At 71.9% G+C, this 19,084-nt stretch carries 21 protein-coding genes; 8 read left to right on the forward strand and 13 right to left on the reverse strand.

The annotated features are described in order from the left end of the window. Nucleotides 1-19: 19 nt before the first annotated feature. Nucleotides 20-358 carry a hypothetical protein gene (locus QIS96_RS15285; RefSeq protein ID WP_282543123.1) on the reverse strand — a complete coding sequence of 113 codons (339 nt, stop codon included), beginning with the start codon at nucleotides 356-358 and terminating at the stop codon, nucleotides 20-22. Nucleotides 359-636: 278 nt separating this feature from the next. Here QIS96_RS15285 and QIS96_RS15290 point away from each other — a divergent pair, with 278 nt between their 5' ends. Then, nucleotides 637-1,227, forward strand: coding sequence for a TetR/AcrR family transcriptional regulator (locus tag QIS96_RS15290; RefSeq protein ID WP_282543124.1), 591 nt, complete (start codon nucleotides 637-639; stop codon nucleotides 1,225-1,227). A gap of 160 nt (nucleotides 1,228-1,387) precedes the next feature. Here QIS96_RS15290 and QIS96_RS15295 read toward each other — a convergent pair whose 3' ends face one another. Next, nucleotides 1,388-2,404, reverse strand: coding sequence for a hypothetical protein (locus tag QIS96_RS15295; protein WP_282543125.1), 1,017 nt, complete (start codon nucleotides 2,402-2,404; stop codon nucleotides 1,388-1,390). A gap of 253 nt (nucleotides 2,405-2,657) precedes the next feature. On the opposite strand from QIS96_RS15295, the gene QIS96_RS15300 reads away from it, so the two are divergent. From QIS96_RS15300 to QIS96_RS15310, 3 genes are all read left to right on the forward strand, one after another. Next, entirely contained in the window at nucleotides 2,658-3,386 is a 729-nt protein-coding gene (locus tag QIS96_RS15300) for an MBL fold metallo-hydrolase (RefSeq protein ID WP_282543126.1), read from the forward strand. Nucleotides 3,387-3,486: 100 nt separating this feature from the next. Beyond that, nucleotides 3,487-4,227, forward strand: coding sequence for a hypothetical protein (locus tag QIS96_RS15305; protein WP_282543127.1), 741 nt, complete (start codon nucleotides 3,487-3,489; stop codon nucleotides 4,225-4,227). Then, complete coding sequence (locus QIS96_RS15310) at nucleotides 4,224-4,583, forward strand: hypothetical protein (RefSeq protein ID WP_282543128.1); 360 nt, start codon at nucleotides 4,224-4,226, stop codon at nucleotides 4,581-4,583. The genes QIS96_RS15305 and QIS96_RS15310 overlap by 4 nt, the downstream gene beginning before the upstream one ends. Nucleotides 4,584-4,632: 49 nt before the next feature. On the opposite strand, the gene QIS96_RS15315 is transcribed toward QIS96_RS15310, so the two are convergent. The 3 genes from QIS96_RS15315 to QIS96_RS15325 form a co-directional block, all read right to left on the reverse strand. Beyond that, nucleotides 4,633-6,000, reverse strand: a complete 1,368-nt coding sequence (locus QIS96_RS15315; protein ID WP_282543129.1) for an FAD-dependent oxidoreductase — start codon at nucleotides 5,998-6,000, stop codon at nucleotides 4,633-4,635. A 146-nt stretch (nucleotides 6,001-6,146) separates the two neighbouring features. Then, the gene (arsB, locus tag QIS96_RS15320; RefSeq protein WP_282543130.1) at nucleotides 6,147-7,232 is read right to left on the reverse strand and encodes an ACR3 family arsenite efflux transporter; all 1,086 of its coding nucleotides are present in this window, start codon (nucleotides 7,230-7,232) and stop codon (nucleotides 6,147-6,149) included. Next, nucleotides 7,229-7,537 carry an ArsR/SmtB family transcription factor gene (locus tag QIS96_RS15325; protein WP_282543131.1) on the reverse strand — a complete coding sequence of 103 codons (309 nt, stop codon included), beginning with the start codon at nucleotides 7,535-7,537 and terminating at the stop codon, nucleotides 7,229-7,231. Before QIS96_RS15325 ends, arsB begins: the two co-directional genes overlap by 4 nt. Nucleotides 7,538-7,657: 120 nt before the next feature. Between QIS96_RS15325 and QIS96_RS15330 the strand changes: the two genes are divergently transcribed. Then, nucleotides 7,658-8,056 carry an arsenate reductase ArsC gene (locus QIS96_RS15330; RefSeq protein ID WP_282543132.1) on the forward strand — a complete coding sequence of 133 codons (399 nt, stop codon included), beginning with the start codon at nucleotides 7,658-7,660 and terminating at the stop codon, nucleotides 8,054-8,056. A gap of 279 nt (nucleotides 8,057-8,335) precedes the next feature. Next, nucleotides 8,336-9,700, forward strand: a complete 1,365-nt coding sequence (locus QIS96_RS15335) for an FAD-dependent oxidoreductase (protein WP_282543133.1) — start codon at nucleotides 8,336-8,338, stop codon at nucleotides 9,698-9,700. 152 nt (nucleotides 9,701-9,852) lie between these two features. Here QIS96_RS15335 and QIS96_RS15340 read toward each other — a convergent pair whose 3' ends face one another. The 3 genes from QIS96_RS15340 to QIS96_RS15350 all read right to left on the reverse strand — a co-directional run bounded on the left by QIS96_RS15340 (nucleotide 9,853) and on the right by QIS96_RS15350 (nucleotide 12,868). Further along, the gene (locus QIS96_RS15340; RefSeq protein WP_282543134.1) at nucleotides 9,853-10,689 is read right to left on the reverse strand and encodes a hypothetical protein; all 837 of its coding nucleotides are present in this window, start codon (nucleotides 10,687-10,689) and stop codon (nucleotides 9,853-9,855) included. Between the two features lie 39 nt (nucleotides 10,690-10,728). Next, nucleotides 10,729-11,934 (reverse strand): family 43 glycosylhydrolase, encoded by a 1,206-nt coding sequence (locus tag QIS96_RS15345; protein WP_282543135.1) that lies wholly within the window; start codon nucleotides 11,932-11,934, stop codon nucleotides 10,729-10,731. 85 nt (nucleotides 11,935-12,019) lie between these two features. Further along, a complete protein-coding gene (locus QIS96_RS15350; protein WP_282543136.1) occupies nucleotides 12,020-12,868 on the reverse strand; it encodes an alpha/beta fold hydrolase in 849 nt (282 codons plus the stop codon). A gap of 256 nt (nucleotides 12,869-13,124) precedes the next feature. Here QIS96_RS15350 and helR point away from each other — a divergent pair, with 256 nt between their 5' ends. Further along, a complete protein-coding gene (helR, locus tag QIS96_RS15355) occupies nucleotides 13,125-15,269 on the forward strand; it encodes an RNA polymerase recycling motor ATPase HelR (protein ID WP_282543137.1) in 2,145 nt (714 codons plus the stop codon). Here helR and QIS96_RS15360 read toward each other — a convergent pair. Next, the gene (locus QIS96_RS15360; RefSeq protein ID WP_282543138.1) at nucleotides 15,266-15,637 is read right to left on the reverse strand and encodes a hypothetical protein; all 372 of its coding nucleotides are present in this window, start codon (nucleotides 15,635-15,637) and stop codon (nucleotides 15,266-15,268) included. The two genes, helR and QIS96_RS15360, sit on opposite strands and share 4 nt — an antisense overlap. Before the next feature lie 275 nt (nucleotides 15,638-15,912). Here QIS96_RS15360 and QIS96_RS15365 point away from each other — a divergent pair, with 275 nt between their 5' ends. Then, nucleotides 15,913-16,455, forward strand: coding sequence for an MOSC domain-containing protein (locus tag QIS96_RS15365; RefSeq protein WP_282543139.1), 543 nt, complete (start codon nucleotides 15,913-15,915; stop codon nucleotides 16,453-16,455). A 9-nt stretch (nucleotides 16,456-16,464) separates the two neighbouring features. Here QIS96_RS15365 and QIS96_RS15370 read toward each other — a convergent pair whose 3' ends face one another. The 4 genes from QIS96_RS15370 to QIS96_RS15385 form a co-directional block, all read right to left on the reverse strand. Beyond that, complete coding sequence (locus QIS96_RS15370) at nucleotides 16,465-16,893, reverse strand: DUF6892 domain-containing protein (RefSeq protein ID WP_282543140.1); 429 nt, start codon at nucleotides 16,891-16,893, stop codon at nucleotides 16,465-16,467. 62 nt (nucleotides 16,894-16,955) lie between these two features. Then, on the reverse strand, nucleotides 16,956-17,996 hold the full coding sequence (locus tag QIS96_RS15375; protein WP_282543141.1) for an NAD(P)-dependent alcohol dehydrogenase: 1,041 nt from the start codon (nucleotides 17,994-17,996) through the stop codon (nucleotides 16,956-16,958). A gap of 144 nt (nucleotides 17,997-18,140) precedes the next feature. After that, nucleotides 18,141-18,434, reverse strand: coding sequence for a hypothetical protein (locus QIS96_RS15380; protein WP_282543204.1), 294 nt, complete (start codon nucleotides 18,432-18,434; stop codon nucleotides 18,141-18,143). Nucleotides 18,435-18,506: 72 nt separating this feature from the next. Continuing rightward, a complete protein-coding gene (locus QIS96_RS15385; RefSeq protein WP_282543205.1) occupies nucleotides 18,507-19,079 on the reverse strand; it encodes a dihydrofolate reductase family protein in 573 nt (190 codons plus the stop codon). Nucleotides 19,080-19,084 lie beyond the last annotated feature (5 nt).

A 19,084-nucleotide genomic window follows, 5' to 3' on the forward strand; every position in this document is an offset into this window, starting at 1 on the left:
CACGCCCTCCAGGGTTCGCCTAGCTGTAGCGGGGGTGGATGTGGTCCAGGACCGCGCCCAGGGCGTCGTTGATGTCGTGCAGGCGGGCGGCGACCTCGGGGCGGCCGGAGAGGCGGGGGTCCGTCGTCGCGTGGGCGGCCCAGTGCTCGACGATGCGGCCCATGAGGCCGCGGCGGTAGCGGGTACGGATCATATGGCCGACGGGCAGGCCGTACTCGTCGATGCCGTCTTTCCAGCAGACCTGGATGACGATCTGGTGGGGCGGGTCGGCTGGGGCGGGTTCCGGCGCCCGGAGAAAGAGGTTCCGGCTCTCCAGCCTCCGCAGGAGGCGTGGGGCGACGTCGTTGAGGTCACTCATTGTCGTCCTCCGCTGTCGGCGGAACAGGGGCGAACAGGGGCTACGTCGACGTGTCAGCTACAGCAACCGCTCCCTGAAGTGTGCGGCGGACGTGCCGGAGGGCCCTTCCACCGGCCCACAACTGGCCAGTTCGGACACGGCAGTTGACCGGATCCCGCTCCGGACGCACGTTCCTGCACAAACCTCTCCGGAAAGGGTCCTCTAGGCTTCGGTTACGGCGTACACCCTGCTCCGCGTACCTGCCCGCCCAGCCGCACCGACCCCGAGGACGCCCTTCGATGAGCACCAAGCAGAAGCGTGGAGAGGCCACCGTCGAGCAGGTCCTCGACGCCGCGCTGCGGATCTACGGCGAATCGGGCGAGGGCGGCCTCACCGTGGAGGCGATCACTCGGGCCAGCGGGGTCAGTTCGGGCAGCATCTACCACCACTTCGGCAGCATGCACGGCGTCGTCCTCGCCCTCGCCGAGCGCTGGCTCGGCCGGCTCCTCGGCGAGCTGGTCACGACCCTGACGGAGGCGAGCGGGGCGCGCGCGGCCGTCGACGGGGTGGTGCACGCCTACCTCGGTTTCGTGCGTACGCACCCGGACGCCGCGCGGCTCCTGCACTCGGCCACCGTGGACAAGCACACGATGGCCGCCGTCGAGAAGGTCCGCGACTCCCAGGAGGCCCGCCTCTCCCCGGTCGCCGTATGGATCGACGCCCACGTCGCCTCCGGCGAACTCGCCCCGCTCCCGGCCCCGTTGATCGAGTCCCTCGTCCTCGGCCCGGTCGTCGCGGTCGCCCGCCGCTGGCTGTCGATCGGGGACGTCGACCTGGACGTCGCGATGGACTCCCTGCCGGAACGGATCTGGCGGTCGGTCAGCGCGTGAGCAGGGGGTTGCTCTGCGGTGGGCGCTCCGGCGGGGCTCCGAGGCGGGCGCTCCGGCGGCTCCGAAGCCCGGACCAGTCCGCGTCCGAGGGCACGGGCCCGTCCCCGCCCGTCTGGTGGCACGCCGCCGCGGAACGCGACGCCCGCCGGCAGGTCGACGGTCACGCGGAGGACGGATCCTGACGCGGCAGCAGTTCTTCGAGGTCGTCGGCGTACGAGCGGATGCCGGAGTCCGGGTGTGACCGCAGGGGCTCGGCCAGCAGGGCCAACTCCCGGTAGGAGTCGGGGTGTTCGTCGAGGAGGTCAAGGGCCGCCAGGGCGCCGCACTCGGCGGTGTCCTCGTCCTCGGAGCGGACCAGGCGGAGGCAGATCGCGGCCGCGCGTTCCGGGTCGCCCATGGCGGCGAGGGTCTCGGCGAGCGGGCTGTCGGACCAGCGCCACTCCTCGCCCGCGATGACATCGCCGTTGAGCACGTCGCCGTGCGCCCACGCCTCGGTCGCGGCGGCCGTCGCCTCCACCGGCCAGGACAGCCCGGCCCGCGCGATGCCCCAGGCCGCCGCCGCGCGTACGCCGGGCGAGTGCGCGGGCGACAGCGCGCCGTACAGCCACTGCGCGGAGCCCTCGGCGTCGCGCACCGCCACAGCGCCGACCATGACGGCCGCGACGAGCGGATCCGGCTCGGCGAGGGCGCGTTCACGCAGCGCGGCGAGCGCCGCCCCCTTCTCGTACCCGGTCTGCGTCCCGGCGCTGAGCCCGGCACAGATCCCGGTCAAGTAGGCGATCCGGTGCCGCACTTCGCGCCTCGGATCGGCGAGGAGCGGGAGCAGCGAGGGCGCGGACGCGGCGAGCGCCGTGCGGATCTCGTGGCGCACCGCGTCGGTCGCCGCTCCCCCGGTGCCGATGGCGAGCAGCAGGTCCGCGAGTTGTTCGCGCCTCGGCGCCGCGGGGTCGAGCAGCAGTCGCACGAGTACGGGGTACGCCCGCGCGGAACCCTCGTAGACGGTGCCTTGGTGGACCAGGCAGTTGTGCAGTACGTCGACGGCCCTGGCCGCGCTCTGCGGGTCGCCGCCGCAGGCCTCGCGCAGCCACTTCAGGGTGTCCGCGCCGTCGCCGTAGGCGTGTCCCGCACCGGCCCAGTCGGCGTCGTTCAGCTCGATCAGCTCGATCAGGGTGCTCACTTCTCTTCCTCGTTGCTCGCTCCGCGTTCCGCGTTCCTCGTTCCGCGCTTCTCCGTGCCTCGTACTTCGTATCAAGCACGGCGCGGTGGCAGCCAGCGGGCGGGGGCGCACGGCGGGGAACTCCGCGCCGCGCCCGGACGTCGTAAGAAGCGTGATCGAGAACGCTGTTGTGAACGCCGGGGGACTCCTTGACGCGGGGTGCAGTCAGGAGCTGCGGCTCACGGTCCTGGGCTCGGCCTCGCCCTGTCCGAGCGTGGACAATCCGTGTTCCGGCTATCTGGTGTCGGGCGGCGGCGCCCGGGTGTGGGTGGACGCGGGCACCGGGACGTTGACTCAGCTGCAACGGCATGTAGGGCTCGGCGAGTTGGACGCGATCTGGATCTCGCACCTGCACGCCGACCACTGTGCGGACCTCCTGACCGCGTACTACGGCGCGCTCTACGCCGACGTCGAACTCGCCGCGCCGATAACGCTGTTCGGGCCGCCCGGCATCGCGGACCGGCTGGCGCACTTCCTCACCAACGGGCCGGTGCGCAGCCCGGTCGAGTCAGCCTTCGACGTACGCGAACTGCGCGACGGACACGAGGCGCGCGTCGGCGGGCTCGCCCTGACCAGCCGGGCCGTGGCGCACGGCATGCCGGCCTTCGCGGTGCGGTTCGAGTCCGGCGGCGGGTCGCTCGTGTACTCCGGGGACACCGCACCGTGCGACGCCCTCACGGAGCTCGCCGAGGGCTGCGACGTGCTGCTCTGCGAGGCCGACCTCGCCGAGCCGCCTGTCCCCGGCGGGGAACAGGTCCACCACACCCCGGAGGACGCAGGCGACACGGCTCGCGCGTCCGGGGTGGGACGGCTGATCGTCACGCACGTGGGCCCCGCGCTCACGCCTGGCCAGGCGGTGGACCGCGCCTCCGCCCGGTTCGGCGGCCCGGTCGAACACGCCGCGCCCGGCGCCGCGTTCCCGGTCGTGCGCGCGGGGAGCTGAGGTCGCCATGGCGGTGCAGCGGTGGGGGCGCTTGCAACGGTTCCGGCGGTCGCGGCGCGCCGCGCTTCCGGCAGCGGGGCGAGCGGTCGGAGCCGTGGCGTTGGCCCTGTCGACGGGCTGCGGCGGATCCGGCACAGCGGGCGGCCGGGTCGACGATCGCGCCGACGCCGGCCGCTCGGCCAAGCCCCAACAGGCCCTGTCACCACGCCAGTTGGACCGCCTGGCGCTCACCCCGGCCGACCTGCCCGGCCATCAGGTGTACGGCAACCCGGCCGGCCGGGTCACCGACACCGGGGCCCGCCACGACGCCGACCGGCGTGCCTGCGACCCGATCGCCGGGCTCCTCGTCAACGGCCTGCAGCCCGCACCCGAGGCCCTCGTCGCCCGCGAGGTGAGCCCGCTCGACGCGTCCGGCGAGGTCACCGGCGTCTCGTACGACCCGACGCTCTCCGCGTACGGCGGCGGGCGCGCTGCGGGGCGAACCGTGGCGCGGCTGCGCACGGCGGTGGACGACTGTCGCGACGGGTTCGCCGTCAAGGACCAGGAGAGCGCGGAAGGCGGGACTCCGGAGGAGTATCCGCAGGTCCGCCCGCTGCCCGCGCCGAAGGTCGGCGACGAGGCGCTGGTCTTCCGCCTGACGAAGGGCGACGGTGCGCCGGACGGCGTGCCGCTGCGCCGCGAGACGTACACGGTCGTGCGCGAGGGCCCGCTGGTCGTGGTGTTCCGGGCCTGGCACTACGCGGAGGAACGGGCGTACTCCACACCGGACGACGTGCTGCACGCGCAGCTCGCGAAGCTCGCCGGAGTCGGCGCGGCCCGCTTCGACAAGGAGCCGGGATGACGTCGACGCTCCGCCGGTTTCCGCCGTATCCGATCCGTGGCGTGCGGGTGCTGCATCAGCGGATGAACTGTGCGCCCCAATTCGCCGCGATCACCGTGGACTTCGAGCCGACGGCCGCCGCCGGGTTCACGTTCGAAGTGGCGGCGGGCCTCGGCGTCGACTACGAACCCGCCGAGGACCTTCCGGGCTTCTTCACCGCCGTCGCCGCCGGCCTTCAGGAGCAACTGCGGCTGACCGAGGGCCAGTTGGAGATCGCCGCCCACGTCGTCCTCAGAGAGGCGCGCGCGCCGACACCTTCGGGTCCCATGCGCGGGCCTTCCGCGTCGCGGGGTATCTCGCCGCCCGCAAGGCCTTGAAGGAGTGCGGCCAGGACGGCGCGATCACGGACGGCGACGACGGAGCCGACTAGCTGCCGCAGCAACCGCCCCCTCCCGCCTCCGTCACGGCCCCGCCAACGGTGACCAGGGAGCGAGCGGAGAAGGCGGAGGACTCGGTGCGCGCCGGGAGGCCGCCGCCGCTGCACACCCCCGTCTCCGGCAGCGTGAGCTGGACCCGGTCCGCCGCCTCCAGGTCTCCCGCGAGGGCGGCGGCGACGGAGCGGACCTGCTCGTACCCGGTGAGGGCGAGGAACGTCGGGGCACGGCCGTAGGACTTCATCCCGACCAGGTAGACGCCCTGTTCGGGGTGGGACAGCTCGCGGTGGCCGTGCGGGCGGACGGTGCCGCAGGAGTGCTGGTTGGGGTCGATGAGCGGGGCGAGTTCGACCGGGGCCTGGAGGCGTATGTCGAGGTCGAGGCGGAGCTCGGAGAGGAAGGACAGGTCAGGGCGGAAGCCGGTGAGGACGATGACCTCGTCGACCGGGTCCAGGCGCTGCCCGTCCTCGCTCACCAGGATCAGGCGTCCGTCGCCGTCGCGTTCGACGCCCTCGGCGCGGAAGCCGGTGACGGCCTCGGCGTGGCCCTGGTCGACCGCGGCTTTGGCGGCGAGGCCGAGGGCGCCGCGGGCGGGCAGCCGGTCGGCCTCGCCGCCGCCGTACGTCGCGCCGGACAGGCCCCGGCGCAGGATCCAGACGGCCTGCGTTCCGGCGCCGTCATCCGCCTTCGCCAGCTCGGCGAGCCCCGCGAGTGCGGTGAACGCGGACGCGCCCGAGCCGATGACGGCGGTGCGTCGGCCGGCGTACCGGGCGCGGACGGCCGGGTCGTCCAGGTCGGGGACGCGGTAGCAAACGCGGTCGGCGGCGGCGCGCTCGCCGAGTGCGGGCAGCCCGCTCGCTCCGGCGGGGCTGGGGGTGGTCCAGGTGCCGGACGCGTCGATCACCGCGTGGGCATGCAGACGCGCCTCGCCGCCGTCGGCCGTGGCGACGTGGACGACGAACGGCCGGCCCTCGCGGTCGGCGTCCACGAGGCGGTCGCGGCCCGCGCGGGAGACGCCGGTGACGGCGGTGCCGTAGCGGACCCGGTCACCGAGGGCGTCGGCCAGGGGCTGGAGGTACCGCTCGGCCCAGTCGCCGCCGGTCGGGTACGCGGCCGGGTCGGGGCGGGACCAGCCGGTCGGGGCGAGCAGCTTCTCGGCCGCCTCGTCGGTGAGTTCGGCCCAGGTGGAGAAGAGCCGTACGTGCCCCCACTCGCGTACGGCGGCGCCCGCTGCCGCGCCGCGCTCCAGGACCAACGGCCGCAGGCCCCGCTCGACGAGGTGAGCGGCAGCGGCAAGGCCGACGGGACCGGCCCCCACGACCACGACGGGCAGTTCGGCGGCAGTCCTCGGCGCGTTCACGGCGACCCCTCTGTTTCGACATGCATCGATGCCTTGTACTACGGCCAGGCTGGCACCTGATTAGACGTACGTCAAGATAGACATCTGTCGAAACAGAGGAGGGGTGGAGGGAGGGACCGAGAAAGGAACAGAAGGGCCCCCGCGGGTCAGACCGTCGGCGCGAACTTCTTCCGCCGGGCCAGCGCCACGTACACGAGGGCGATCAGGACCGGCACCTCGATCAGCGGGCCGACGACGCCGGACAGGGCTTGGCCGGAGGTGACGCCGAAGGTGGCGATGGCGACGGCGATGGCCAGCTCGAAGTTGTTCCCCGCCGCCGTGAACGCGAGCGTCGTACTGCGCTCGTACGACAGACCGATCGCCTTGCCGAGCAGGAACGAACCGAAGAACATCAGCGCGAAGTAGACGAGGAGCGGCAGCGCGATACGGGCGACGTCGAGCGGCTGCGAGGTGATCGTCTTCCCCTGGAGAGCGAAGAGGATGACGATCGTGAACAGCAGGCCGTACAGGGCCCAAGGCCCGATCTTGGGAAGGAAGTTGGACTCGTACGACTCGCGGCCGAGCTTCTTCTCGCCGATGCGGCGGGTCAGGAAGCCGGCGACGAGCGGGACGCCCAGGAAGATGACGACGTTCAGCGCGATCTTCCACATCGAGATGTCGAGCTGCTCGCCCTCGCCCAGGCCCAGCCAGCCGGGCAGCAGGTCCAGGTAGAACCAGCCGAGCAGGCCGAACGCCAGGACCTGGAAGACCGAGTTCAACGCCACCAGGACCGCCGCCGCCTCGCGGTCGCCGCAGGCCAGGTCGTTCCAGATGATCACCATGGCGATGCAGCGGGCGAGGCCGACGATGATCAGGCCGGTGCGGTACTCGGGCAGGTCCGGCAGGAAGATCCAGGCCAGCGCGAACATCACCGCCGGGCCGACGAGCCAGTTGATGACGAGCGACGACACCATCAGCTTGCGGTCGCCGGTGACCGCGTCGAGCTTGTCGTAGCGGACCTTGGCCAGGACCGGGTACATCATGATCAGCAGGCCGACGGCGATGGGCAGCGAGATGCCGCCGATCTCCACCTTCGCCAGAACGTCGTTCAGACCGGGGATCAGCCGGCCGAGGCCGAGGCCGACAGCCATGGCGAGCAGGATCCAGACGGCGAGGAAGCGGTCGAGGGTCGACAGTTTCGCGACGACCGAGGGCGTTTCGGCGGTGGTCGCGAGTGGTTCGGTGCGGGTCACGGACAGGCCCTCTTGTTCTCGGCGGCGGCACGGGCGGTCTCTACCAACTCGGCGAACTCGCCCGCGAGTTGGGCGATGACGTCCGGGCGGAGCCGGTAGTAGGTGAAGCGGCCGCAGGGCTCGGTGTCCACGAACCCGGCCTCGCGCAGGACTCTCAGATGGTTGGAGAGGTCGGTCTGCCGGGCGCCGGTCTCCTCCACGAGGTGGGTGGTGCACAGCGTCTCGCGGGCGAGCAGGGTCACGATCTGCAGCCTAAGCGGGTCGGCCAGGACCCGGATCAGGTCAGCGTCGACTGACGTCATCATGGGCTGATACTTTCACATCACTCGCCGGTGACGTCAGCAGCCACTGATGTCGACGCGTAGACCATTACCTACTCGCAGGCCGACTCGCAGACCATCGCCCCCTCAGAGAAGGAAGACCCCATGACCTCCGTGCTGTTCGTCTGCGTGCACAACGCCGGGCGGTCACAGATGGCCGCCGGTTTCCTCGCACACCTCGCGGGCGACCGGATCGAGGTCCGCTCGGCCGGTTCACTGCCCGGCGAGCGGGTCAACCCGGCCGCCGTCACGGCCATGGCCGAGCTCGGGATCGACATCTCGGCGGCCGAACCCAAGATACTCACGACGGAGGCCGTGGAGGCGTCGGACTACGTCATCACCATGGGCTGCGACGACGCCTGCCCCGTCTTCCCCGGCAAGCAGTACCTCGACTGGACCCTGGAGGATCCCGCGGGCAAGGGCGTCGAGGCTGTACGCCCGATCCGGGACGAGATCCGGAGTCGCATCGAGGCGCTCATCGCCGAGATCGACGCTCGACCGTGACCCTGAGGCCCCACATCCGGAATCCTCAGGCCCACACCCGGAACCCTGAGGCCGCATCCGGAATCCCGAGGCCCACATCCGGAGCCCCGAGGCCCGCATCCGGAATCTGGAGGCCCCGCGATGCGGGTACGGTGGACCCTCCCCGGGCCCCAAAGGCATGCTTGGCGAAGCCATAACCCTGCCTTATGAGCTCATAAACCGGACCCGCCTACCGACTTAGGCTTGCCTTACTTTAGGCTTCCCCTTGAGCACCAACCGTCACTCGAAGGGAACCTGAACATGCCGCGCCCTCTGCGGGTAGCCATCGTCGGAGCCGGTCCCGCCGGCATCTACGCCGCCGACGCTCTGCTGAAGTCCGCTGCGGCTGCCGAACCGGGGGTGTCCATCGACCTCTTCGAGCGCATGCCGGCCCCCTTCGGCCTGATCCGCTACGGCGTCGCCCCCGACCACCCCCGGATCAAGGGCATCGTCAACGCCCTGCACCAGGTCCTGGACAAGCCGCAGGTCCGCCTCTTCGGCAACGTCGACTACCCGAACGACATCGACCTCGACGAGCTGCGCAGCTTCTACGACGCCGTGGTCTTCTCCACCGGCGCCATGGCCGACCGCGAACTCCGCATCCCCGGCGTGGAGTTGGACGGCTCCCTCGGCGCCGCGGACTTCGCCTCCTGGTACGACGGCCACCCGGACGTGCCGCGCGACTGGGACCTGTCCGCCGAGAAGGTCGCCGTCCTCGGCGTCGGCAACGTGGCCCTCGACATCGCGCGCATCCTCGCCAAGACCGCCGAGGAGCTGCTGCCGACCGAGATCCCGCCGAACGTCCACGAGGGCCTCAAGGCCAACCGCGCCAAGGAGATCCACGTCTTCGGCCGCCGCGGCCCGGCCCAGGCCAAGTTCAGCCCGATGGAGCTGCGCGAGCTGGACCACTCGCCGAACATCGAGGTCATCGTCAACCCCGAGGACATCGACTACGACGAGGGCTCGATCGCCGAGCGCCGCAAGAACAAGCAGACCGACATGGTCGCCAAGACCCTGGAGAACTGGGCGATCCGCGACGTCGGCGACCGCCCGCACAAGCTGTTCCTGCACTTCTTCGAGTCCCCGCAGGAGATCCTCGGCGAGGACGGCAAGGTCGCCGGCCTGCGCACCGAGCGCACCGAGCTGGACGGCACCGGCAACGTCAAGGGCACCGGCAAGACCACCGACTGGGACGTCAGCGCCGTCTACCGCGCCGTCGGCTACCTGTCGGACGAACTGCCCAAGCTGCCCTGGGACGTGGCGTCCGGCACCGTCCCCGACGAGGGCGGCCGTGTCATCGAGGACGGCGGCGCGCACATGTCGTCCACGTACGTCACCGGCTGGATCCGGCGCGGCCCCGTCGGCCTCATCGGCCACACCAAGGGCGACGCCAACGAGACGATCGCCAACCTCCTGGAGGACCACGCCGAGGGCCGCCTGCAGACCCCGTCGGAGCCCGCCCCCGAGGCCGTCGAGGCGTTCCTCGGCGAGCGCGGCGTCCGCTTCACGACGTGGGAGGGCTGGTACAAGCTCGACGCCGCGGAGAAGGCGCTCGGCGAGCCGGAGGGCCGTGAGCGCGTGAAGATCGTCGAGCGCGAGGACATGCTCAACGCCAGCGGCGCCTGAGTCGCGTACACGCGCGAGCCGAGGCTCGTAGGCACGCGTGAACTGAAGCGCGTACGCACGCGTGGGCTGAACCGCGCGTACGCACGCGGGAGTTGAGCTGAGTGCCCCGGTCCGGGTGTGGTCCCGGACCGGGGCACTTCGCATGTCCGCGGTCAGGCGCGGCGCACCTGCAGGACGGCGACGCGGGCGTCGTGCCCGTCCACGTGCATGGGCACGGTCTTCGTCCGACTCAGGCGTATCTGCGTGCCGTTGGTCCCCGGGACCCAGCCGATCTGGTCGATGCCCCGGGCGAACGCGCGCTTCTCGTGGCCGGGAAGCAGCAGCGGCATCGGGTTGCGGTTGACGTCGCCGGTCCAGATGACGGGGAAGCCGCGGGAGCGCCAGTGGGCGAGCACCTCCTCGCGGTGCTTGCGGAAGTGCAGCCGCCACATGTCGTCGCGCCACACCTCGTGCTTGTCCTGCTCGCCGTTCCAGGCCCCGGCCACATAGTGCGTGTTGGCGAAGACGAACCGCAGCCTCGGGTCGTCGGCCCGCTGCAGCAGCGCCTGGGTGATGACCCGGTGCGGCGACACCCCGGCCTTCCCGCCGTGCACGCGCGTGACGCGCCGCTCGACGACGTCGTACGCCTTCGGGATCGACATGGGTACGCGGTGCGCGGTGCTGTCGCGGGTGTAGAGGTTGCGGTAGGCGCCGCCGAAGTGCTCGTCGATCCAGCGGGGTTCGCGGCCGTCGTCGTCGCCCTCGCCGATCTCCTGCCAGCCGACGAGGGGCCGGGCGAGCTCGCCGTCGACGGTGACGGCGTGCCGTACGTCGCGGATGGCCTGCTCGCGGCGGTCGAGGCGGTCGCGGCCGATGTTGGCGGTGACGACGACGAGGCGCCGCCACTCGGTGGCCGCGCCCGCGCGCCCGCCGGCGGCGAGCGCCCCGGCGGTCCCGAGGAGGGCGCCGCCCGCGAGGGCGAGGGTGCGTCTGCGGTTGATCGCTTCCATGGTGTTTCCCCCTTGAAGTGGCTACGGCTCAGAAGTGCCTCAGCGGACCGTGAAGCCGTCCGCGCCGCGGCTCAGCGCTCCGGTCATGGGGCGGCGCAGCGCGCCGTCCCACCAGTGCCAGACCACGCGCGGGCTGCCGTCGGCCGCCTTGAAGACGTCCATGCCGCCGGGCCCGCGCCGGTTGTCCGGCAGGCCCTTGTACGGGCCGAGTCCGGTGCTGCCGGTGAAGCCGAAGTACGGGCGCTCGACGCCCCGCCGGACGGGCTTGCAACGCGAGGCGGGCAGTGGCGTTTTGCCGCAGTGGGCGACGCCCGTCGCGTACCGGGGGCTGTCCCAGTTGTTGCCGGAGTACATCAAGTACCAGTCGCCGGTGTGTGTTCGCCACATGGAGGGGTTCTCCACGACGTGCGTGGAGCTGTTGCTCTTGCGGGTGTCCCAGGTGATGTCGGTGCTCTTCAGGACGTCCCGTCGTGTGCTCCACACCGCCCGGCCCGCGCTGTCGGTGCGCACGGTCGAGAGGCCCGTCTCGGCGCCGGAGGTGATCGCGTCGTCCCGGTACGTCACGTACAGCTTGCCGCCGCTGACGAAGGGGTTGGCGTCGATGGCCCAGCGGCCGCCGGGCGGGCAGGCCCAGCCGCCGGCGTCGCGGAACGGCCCGCGTGCGGACGCGGCGACCGCCCGGCCGACGCACTTCTGGCCGGAGCCCTTGCGGGAGGCGGTGTAGTACATGACGTACCGGTCGCCGAACCGCACGACTCCCGGCGCCCACACCGCGCCGCCGGGCTCGGCCCAGCCGCCGGGACCGCCGGGCAGCGCGTCGTCGGACGCGCAGTCGGTCAGGCCGACACTGTTGCCCGAGCCGTGCACGAGGACCGGGACGTACAGCTTGCCGGTGGCGCCCTCGCAGCGCTTCCCGCGCCCGGCGGGCACGGTCGTGCCGTACGTGACGTACTTGCCGTTCTCGGCCCGCACCGTGTCCGGGTCGGCCACCGGGAAGGCGGATCTGTGAGCGGCGGGTTCGTACGGCGCGGGTTCGTTCGGAGCAGAGGCCTGTTGTCGGTCGTGCGCGGTGGCGGCGGTCTGCTGTCGGTCGTCGCTGGTCGCCGCGCCCAGGGCGCTCGGTGCGGTGAGCGCGCCCGCCACCGCGACGACGAGGGCGAGGCCGCTCCCCGCGATCAGGGATCCTCTCCTCCGGAGCCTCCGGGCTCTGCGGAGCCTGCAGAGCCCAACTCTTCGTTCCCCCATGGCTGTTCCTCCTCAGGCACACCAATGGCGTCAGTTACCGGGAAGTACAGCGGCACACACTACTCAGCTCCGCCCGCACGGGGCCTCACTTACGCAGGAACTCCCCTACCAATACGTTGAGTTGGTCCGCGGCCCGGTGCTGGAAGCCGTGGTGGCCGTGGCCGGGCAGGACGGTGATCTCGGCTCGTGGCAGCAACTGGGCGGCAGTATCGGCCAGTTGGCGCGCGTCGTGCGGGCGGGTGTCGCCCGCGAGGACGATCGACACCGGTACGTCGAGGGCCCGCAGCGCATCCGCGGCCGGGCGCGGACCCGTCACCGGCCGGGCCGTCTTCACACCGGCCGCCGCTTCCTGCAGCCGCAGCCACGCCGGGTCGAACGAGGCGCCGCCGCTCTCCCACCGCAGGAACACCCGTACGCGCGTGGGGCTCGGCGCAAGCAGCATCGGCAGCGCATGCAGCAGGTAGGCGGGCCGGTACCCGGCGAAGCAGCCCGTCGGGTCGAGCAGCGCGAGGCGTTCGACGCGCGGCGAGGTCAGGGCGTGGTGCAGGGCGATCCAGGCGCCGTAGGAGTGGCCCACGAGGGCGGTGCTGTCCACGCCGAGCCCGTCGAGCAACGCGTCCAGCCAGCCGCCGAGTTGGGCGACCGTGGCGATGCGGTGACCGTCGACGGCGGGAGTGCTGCGGCCGACGTCGCCGATGAGGTCGACGGCGAGGACGCGGTGCGTACGGGCCCAGGCGGCGGCGTTGGCGTACCAGGAGGCCGAGCTGTCCCCGCCGCCGGGCAGCAGGAGCAGGGGCGGGGCGGTGTGCGGGCCGAGGCAGTTGACGTGGGTGGTGCCGTGAGGTGTGGGGATGTCGAGCTGCTCCACACCGGGCCCCCAGCGGTCGAGGAGCGCTTCGTAGGCGACAAGGAAGGGCTCGGGGGACTCCGGCATCAGGGCTCCTGGCTCCAGGCGGGAACAGAGCCCAAGTCATGGCACAGCAAGTCGCGGGAGATCAAGTCATCGCAGAACAAGGGGTGTTGACGCCGGAGGCGAAAGGGAGGGGCCCGGTCGGAGCGGGCGGGGAGGCAAGGGGGCGAACCCTCTCCTTGCCACTTACAACTTATAGCCGAGTGGGGGCCTTGCGGCAAGGCCCCCTTCTTGCCGCACAATCACTCCCTTGATTCCCCCACCTGCGGATATGGGAGCTATGACCCCACTGACCACCAGCGCGTTCGCCCTCTCGGAGAACCTCGCAGCCAAGGCCGACCCGACCCTGATCGCCGCCGACGAGAAGCACTTCGCGGCCGTGGAGGAGGGCCTGGCGCAGTCGGTGGCCGAGCTGTCCGGGCAGCTCGACGCCCAGCTCGCCGCGCCCGGCGGGGTCGGGCGCGAGGCGATGGAGCGGGACGTGCAGGTGCGGCGGCTCACCGGCCGTCTGCGCACACTGCGCCGCTTCGGCCTCGACCTGTGCCTCGGCCGCATCGTCACCGCCGGGGACGCGGAGCCCGTCTACATCGGGCGGCTTGGCCTCACCGACCCCTCGGGGCGCCGGCTGCTGGTCGACTGGCGCTCCCCCGCCGCCGAGCCGTTCTTCGCGGCGACGCACGCCGACCCGATGGGCCTGGTGAGCCGCCGCCGTTACCGCTGGTCGGGCGGGCGGGTCAGCGACTACTGGGACGAGGTGTTCACCGCCGAGGGCCTTCAGGGGCATGCGGCGCTCGACGACCAGTCGGCGTTCGTGGCGAGCCTGGGCGGTGAGCGGTCGAGCCGGATGCGGGACGTGCTCGCCACCATCCAGTCCGACCAGGACGCCGTCATCCGGGCCGGTTCGCGGGGCGCGCTCGTCGTCGACGGCGGTCCCGGCACCGGCAAGACCGTGGTCGCCCTGCACCGCACGGCGCACCTGCTCTACTCCGACCCGCGCCTCGGGCACCGCAAGGGCGGCGTGCTGTTCGTCGGCCCGCACGAGCCGTATCTCGCGTACGTCTCCGATGTGCTGCCGAGTCTCGGCGAGGAGGGCGTGCAGACCTGCACGGTGCGGGATCTCGTCGCGGAGGGTGCGGGCGCTCCGGAGGAGATCGATGCGGAGGTGGCGCGGCTGAAGTCGTCCGCGGACATGGTGCGGGCGATCGAGACGGCCGTGCGGTTCTACGAGGAGCCGCCGACGGAGCCGATGACCGTCACGACGCCCTGGTCCGACGTACGCCTGACGGCCGACGACTGGGCGGAGGCGTTCCGTGCGGCCGGGCCCGGCACGCCGCACAACGAGGCGCGGGACGTGATCTGGGACGAGCTGGTGACGATCCTGCTCGACCAGCAGGACGAGGACGTTCCGGCGGAGCAGTTCCGGCGTGCGCTGCGGCAGGACCGGGAGCTTGTGGACACTCTGAACGGTGCGTGGCCGCTGCTCGAACCCACCGATGTGGTGGGCGACTTGTGGTCGGTGCCCGCGTATCTGCGGATGTGCGCGCCGTGGCTGCAGCGGGAGGAAGTGCGCAGGCTGCAGCGTTCCGCACCGCAGGCGTGGACGGTGTCGGATCTACCGCTGCTCGACGCGGCACGGCAGCAGCTCGGCGATCCGGAGGCGTCGCGGCGCAGGCATCGGCACGAGGCGGCGGTGGCGGCCGAGCGGGAGCGGATGGCGGGGGTCATCGAGAACGTGATCGCGTCCGACGCCGACGGCGAGGGCGCGGTGACGATGCTGCGCGGCAGGGATCTGCAGGACAGCCTGATCGACGAGAGCGCGCTGCCGAGCGTCGAACCGGATCTGCTGGCCGGCCCGTTCGCGCATGTGGTGGTGGACGAGGCGCAGGAACTGACCGACGCGGAGTGGCAGATGCTGCTGCTTCGCTGCCCTTCGCGGAGTTTCACGATCGTCGGGGACCGGGCGCAGGCCAGACGCGGGTTCACGGAGTCGTGGCGGGAGCGGCTCGAACGGGTCGGCCTCGACCGGGTCGAGGTGGCGTCGCTGAGCATCAACTACCGCACGCCGGAAGAGGTGATGACGGCGGCGGAGCCCGCCATCCGGGAGGCTCTGCCGGACGCGAACGTCCCGACGTCGATCCGCAGCAACGGCATCCCCGTCGCGTACGGGACGGTCGCGGAGCTCGACTCGGTCCTGGACGGGTGGCTCGCGGAGCACGCGGAGGGGGTTGCGTGTGTGATCGGCGATCAGCGCTTCGCGGAGCGGCCGCGGGTGCGCTCGCTGACGCCCGGCCTGTCGAAGGGGCTTGAGTTCGACCTGGTGGTTCTGGTGGATCCGGAGTCGTTCGGCACGGGCATCGAGGGTGCGGTGGACCGCTATGTGGCGATGACTCGGGCTACTCAGCGGATGGTGATTCTGCGGAGTTAGCCGTTCCGCCTGCGCGAATCTGAGGGACCACCTTCTTCGGGTCGGTCGATGACCAGGGCGCGGGCGAGTGCGTCACTCAACTCCTTTGCCTTCTCGGGGAGTTGGGTGGCGCACCAGGTGGCGGCCAGGTCGTGGAAGGCGAGGAGGTCGTGTTCCACGGCCGCGAGGAGGCCGGGCAGGTGCGTCGCCGGGAGCTCGATGGCCGGGCTGTCCTGGGCCTCGGCGTCGACGGTCATGCGGACGGTGTCGCCGCGCCGTTCGGCCAGCGGCCACGGGTCGTGGCCGAAGCCCGCGCTGCCGCCCGCGACCACGTGCTCCCAGCCGGTGCGCTCGTCCATGCTGTTGCAGCAGCCCGGTACGAGCGTCACGCCTGCCGCGGTGTCCGTGACGCGCACTCCGCCGGCCGCGAAAGGCGGGTCCAGGGTGAGCAGTCCGTGCAGAAAGCCGCGCAGGGGGTCGGCGGGGCGGGGCGGCTCGCCGTCGTCGGGCGGCCCACCGTCTGACGGACCTCGGCGACCTCGACCACAACGGCACGGTCCGGGAGGCCCTGCCGCGCATCGTCCGCTTCTTCGACGAGCCGACCGAGGCCGGGCGCTAGGCTCACCGCCACGGTCACAGTCGCGGACACCAGGGGGAAACGACGATGGACGGCACCGTCACCGCGGTCAGCAGCAACAGCGTCTACTCGTTCACGAAGCCCAACCGGGACAGCATCACGCTGCTCGCCGGACTCGGCGTGGAGGGGGACGTGCACGCCGGGGTGACCGTGAAGCACCGCTCGCGGGTCGCCCAGGATCCGACCCGGCCGAACCTTCGCCAAGTGCACCTCATCCACGAGGAGTTGTTCGCCGAGGTCGGCGCGGACGGGTTCGAGGTGGCGCCCGGCGAGCTCGGCGAGAACATCACCACCAGTGGCCTCGACCTGCTGGCCCTGCCGGTGGGCACGCTGCTGCGCATCGGCGGGGCGGCGGTGGTCGAGGTGACGGGGCTGCGCAATCCGTGCGTACAGATCGACGGCTTCCGGGAAGGACTCCTGAAGCGGGTCGTCGGCCACGACGAGGCCGGGAACCTCGTACGCAAGGCCGGGATAATGAGCGTCGTACGGACGGGCGGAACCGTGCGCCCAGGCGATCCGATCGCGGTGGAGCTCCCGGCCGGGCCGCACCGGCCGTTGGACCGGGTCTGAGGGGCCCCGTCAGTCGGCCGCTATCCCCTTCGCCTCAAGCACGCCCAGCAGTTCGGGCCCGAGGAACTCCGAGCCGAGGACGCGCCGCAGGTTGGGCAGCAGCGCCAGGTCGTCGAGCGACGCCACGTCGAACAGGTCGTCCTCGCCGTCCCAGACCGGCGCGCACTCCTGATACACCTGGTTGCCGCCGTCCATGCACAACTCCTCGACGCCGGCGAGGAGTTCCGCGCTGATCTCCAGCGACTCGAAGTGGCTCCTGGCCTCGGGGACGATCTTGTACGCCAGGTCGTTCTCGTAGGCGTACTCCCAGGGGTCGTCGCCGAGGCCCTGCTGCCGCAGCAGCTCTCCGAGGTCGAACCGCGGTGTGAGCGTCTCGTCGATGTACATGAGCTGCTCGATGACGATCAGCTTGAAGTTGAAGTCCTTGAACCCGTTCATGCCGCAAACGTAGACGACGCCACTGACAACGCCCCCGGCTGCGGTGAACGGCCGCCGCTCGCTCAGCCGTTGGGCAGGATCACCGCGCGGCCGTTGATCTTCCCTGCGTGCAGCCGCTCGTACGCCTCGGGCGCGTCGTCCATGCCGTACTTCTCCACGTGCACCTCGACGGCTCCCGCGCGGGCCAGGTCGAGCACCTCGACGAGCTCGGCCCGGGTGCCCCAGTACGGCGAGCAGACCCTGGCCTCGTAAGGGACCGCACCGAAGCCGACCGGGAGGGCGCCGCCGCCGAGGCCGACGATCGTCACGTCGCCCTCCACGGCGACCATCGCGCCCGCCGAGGTGACCGTCGGCTGGGCGCCCACGAAGTCCAGGACGACCTCCGCGCCCTGGCCGCCGGTCAGCTCGCGCACCGCTGCGGCGGCCGCGGCGTCGGACAGAACCGCCTCGTGCGCGCCCACGGCGCGGGCGAGGTCGAGCTTCTCCTGGGTGACGTCGAGGGCGACAACCCGCACCGCGGTCATGGCGCGCAGCAGCTGGATGGCGACATGGCCGAGCCCGCCCGTGCCGATGACGACGGCCGTGGTGCCGGGCAGCAGCTTGGGCAGGGACATCTTGATCGAGTGGTACGGGGTGAGGCCCGCGTCGGTCAGGGGCACGGCCTGCACGGGGTCGAGGCCGCCCAGCGGGACGAGGTGCCGGGGGCTGTCGACGATCATGTGCTCGGCGATGGCTCCGGGGGCGCCGAGTCCGGGCGGTCTGATGCCGAGTTCGGCGGCCCGCAGGCAGTAGTTCTCCTTGCCCTGGGCGCACATGTGGCAGCTGCCGCAGCCCCAGGGCCCGTAGACCGCGACGGCGTCGCCGACCGCGAAACCCGTCACGCCGTCGCCGAGCGCCGCCACCGTGCCGACGCCCTCGTGGCCGAGGGTGAGGGGCAGCGGGAACGGCAGCTGTTCGGCGGGCCAGCTCATCACGGCGATGTCGGAGTGGCAGACACCGGCCGCGGTGACCTTCAGCAGCACCTCGCCGGGGCCGGGCTCGGGATCGGCGACGGTGACGACTTCGGGGGCTGCGCCCACGGCGCGGTACTGCAGTGCCTTCATGACGCGTTCCTTCCGGCAGTTGCCTCAGGCCTTACGGACACGGCCCAGTTCATGATGTTGCACCCCGGGACGCGCCGCACTGTGAGCCGGTGACAAGCCCCCTCCCGCGATCAGCCGGACGACCTGAATCCGGACCCGGGGGCCTCATGGGGTGTCACGGGCGTCTCCCGCCCAGTCCCAGTGGGCGGGGTCGCCGGGGCGTGGGTCGTAGAGCGCCCGGCCCGCGGCCCCGAACCGGCCGAGCTCCGTCTCGAGCGCGACACCCGTCTCCGTCTCCTCCGGCGGCCGGCCCGTGACGTCCAGGAGCAGTCCGTCCAGCGGGCCGCCCACCAACTGGGCGTAGGTCCGGCCGGGTTGGGGTCCTCGGCGGGGGTCGTCGTGGTCCTGGCCGTAGACCCGGCCGCGGAGCAGCTCCTCGCCCTCGTCCATCCTGTCCATGTCCATGCGCCCCAGCGTCGCAGCCACCAATGACAACGCCCTCGGCCGTACGACGGGACTTCCCGGATACGGCTAGCGGATCCGGTCGATCCGGTCGTAGATCAGCGCGAGGGTGCCGTGTGCGTCGGCGGTCTGGCTGACGAGTTCCCACTTGCCTGCGGGGAGCCCGTCGTCGAAGAGGCGGGGGCCGCCGCCGAGGAAGAGCGGGAAGACGGTGAGCGCCATGCGGTCGACCTTGTCCGCGGCGAGCAGCGCCTTGATGACGCTGGCGCTGGACAGGACGAGGATGTCGCCGCCCTCGGTGGCCTTGAGGTCGTCGGCCGCTTCGGCGGTCGGTTTGTCGACGATCGTCGTGTGCTGCCAGGGCGCCTCGCTGAGGGTGGAGGACAGGACGACCTTGTCGGCGCCGACGAGCCACTTCGCGAAGGCCTCGTCGCGCGGGTCGGCGCCCTCCATGCCGATGACGCCGGGCCAGAACCCCAGGAACCCTTCGGCGTTGACCCGCCCGAGCAGGGCCGTCGTCGCCGGCTCGCAGAGGCTGACCATCAGGTCGCGGGCCACGTCGGTGTGCGCGTACGGCAGCACCCAGCTCATGTCGAGGGGGTTGTCGGGCGCCGCGTAGTGGCCGTCGAGGGAGAGGCTCATGTTGG

It is taken from the genome of Streptomyces cavernicola (assembly GCF_029968035.1).
Classification (GTDB): Bacteria; Actinomycetota; Actinomycetes; order Streptomycetales; family Streptomycetaceae; genus Streptomyces; species Streptomyces cavernicola.

Bases quoted from the DNA above. Each gene is read 5' to 3' on its own strand.
- QIS96_RS15365 (WP_282543139.1), top strand. From the start codon at position 15,913: ATGGACGGCACCGTCACCGCGGTCAGCAGCAACAGCGTCTACTCGTTC.
- QIS96_RS15290 (WP_282543124.1), top strand. From the start codon at position 637: ATGAGCACCAAGCAGAAGCGTGGAGAGGCCACCGTCGAGCAGGTCCTC.
- helR (WP_282543137.1), top strand. From the start codon at position 13,125: ATGACCCCACTGACCACCAGCGCGTTCGCCCTCTCGGAGAACCTCGCA.
- QIS96_RS15310 (WP_282543128.1), top strand. From the start codon at position 4,224: ATGACGTCGACGCTCCGCCGGTTTCCGCCGTATCCGATCCGTGGCGTG.
- QIS96_RS15370 (WP_282543140.1), bottom strand. From the start codon at position 16,893: ATGAACGGGTTCAAGGACTTCAACTTCAAGCTGATCGTCATCGAGCAG.
- QIS96_RS15380 (WP_282543204.1), bottom strand. From the start codon at position 18,434: ATGGACAGGATGGACGAGGGCGAGGAGCTGCTCCGCGGCCGGGTCTAC.
- QIS96_RS15325 (WP_282543131.1), bottom strand. From the start codon at position 7,537: ATGATGACGTCAGTCGACGCTGACCTGATCCGGGTCCTGGCCGACCCG.
- QIS96_RS15345 (WP_282543135.1), bottom strand. From the start codon at position 11,934: ATGGGGGAACGAAGAGTTGGGCTCTGCAGGCTCCGCAGAGCCCGGAGG.
- QIS96_RS15340 (WP_282543134.1), bottom strand. From the start codon at position 10,689: ATGGAAGCGATCAACCGCAGACGCACCCTCGCCCTCGCGGGCGGCGCC.
- QIS96_RS15375 (WP_282543141.1), bottom strand. From the start codon at position 17,996: ATGAAGGCACTGCAGTACCGCGCCGTGGGCGCAGCCCCCGAAGTCGTC.
- QIS96_RS15330 (WP_282543132.1), top strand. From the start codon at position 7,658: ATGACCTCCGTGCTGTTCGTCTGCGTGCACAACGCCGGGCGGTCACAG.
- QIS96_RS15335 (WP_282543133.1), top strand. From the start codon at position 8,336: ATGCCGCGCCCTCTGCGGGTAGCCATCGTCGGAGCCGGTCCCGCCGGC.
- QIS96_RS15285 (WP_282543123.1), bottom strand. From the start codon at position 358: ATGAGTGACCTCAACGACGTCGCCCCACGCCTCCTGCGGAGGCTGGAG.
- QIS96_RS15385 (WP_282543205.1), bottom strand. From the start codon at position 19,079: ATGAGCCTCTCCCTCGACGGCCACTACGCGGCGCCCGACAACCCCCTC.
- QIS96_RS15350 (WP_282543136.1), bottom strand. From the start codon at position 12,868: ATGCCGGAGTCCCCCGAGCCCTTCCTTGTCGCCTACGAAGCGCTCCTC.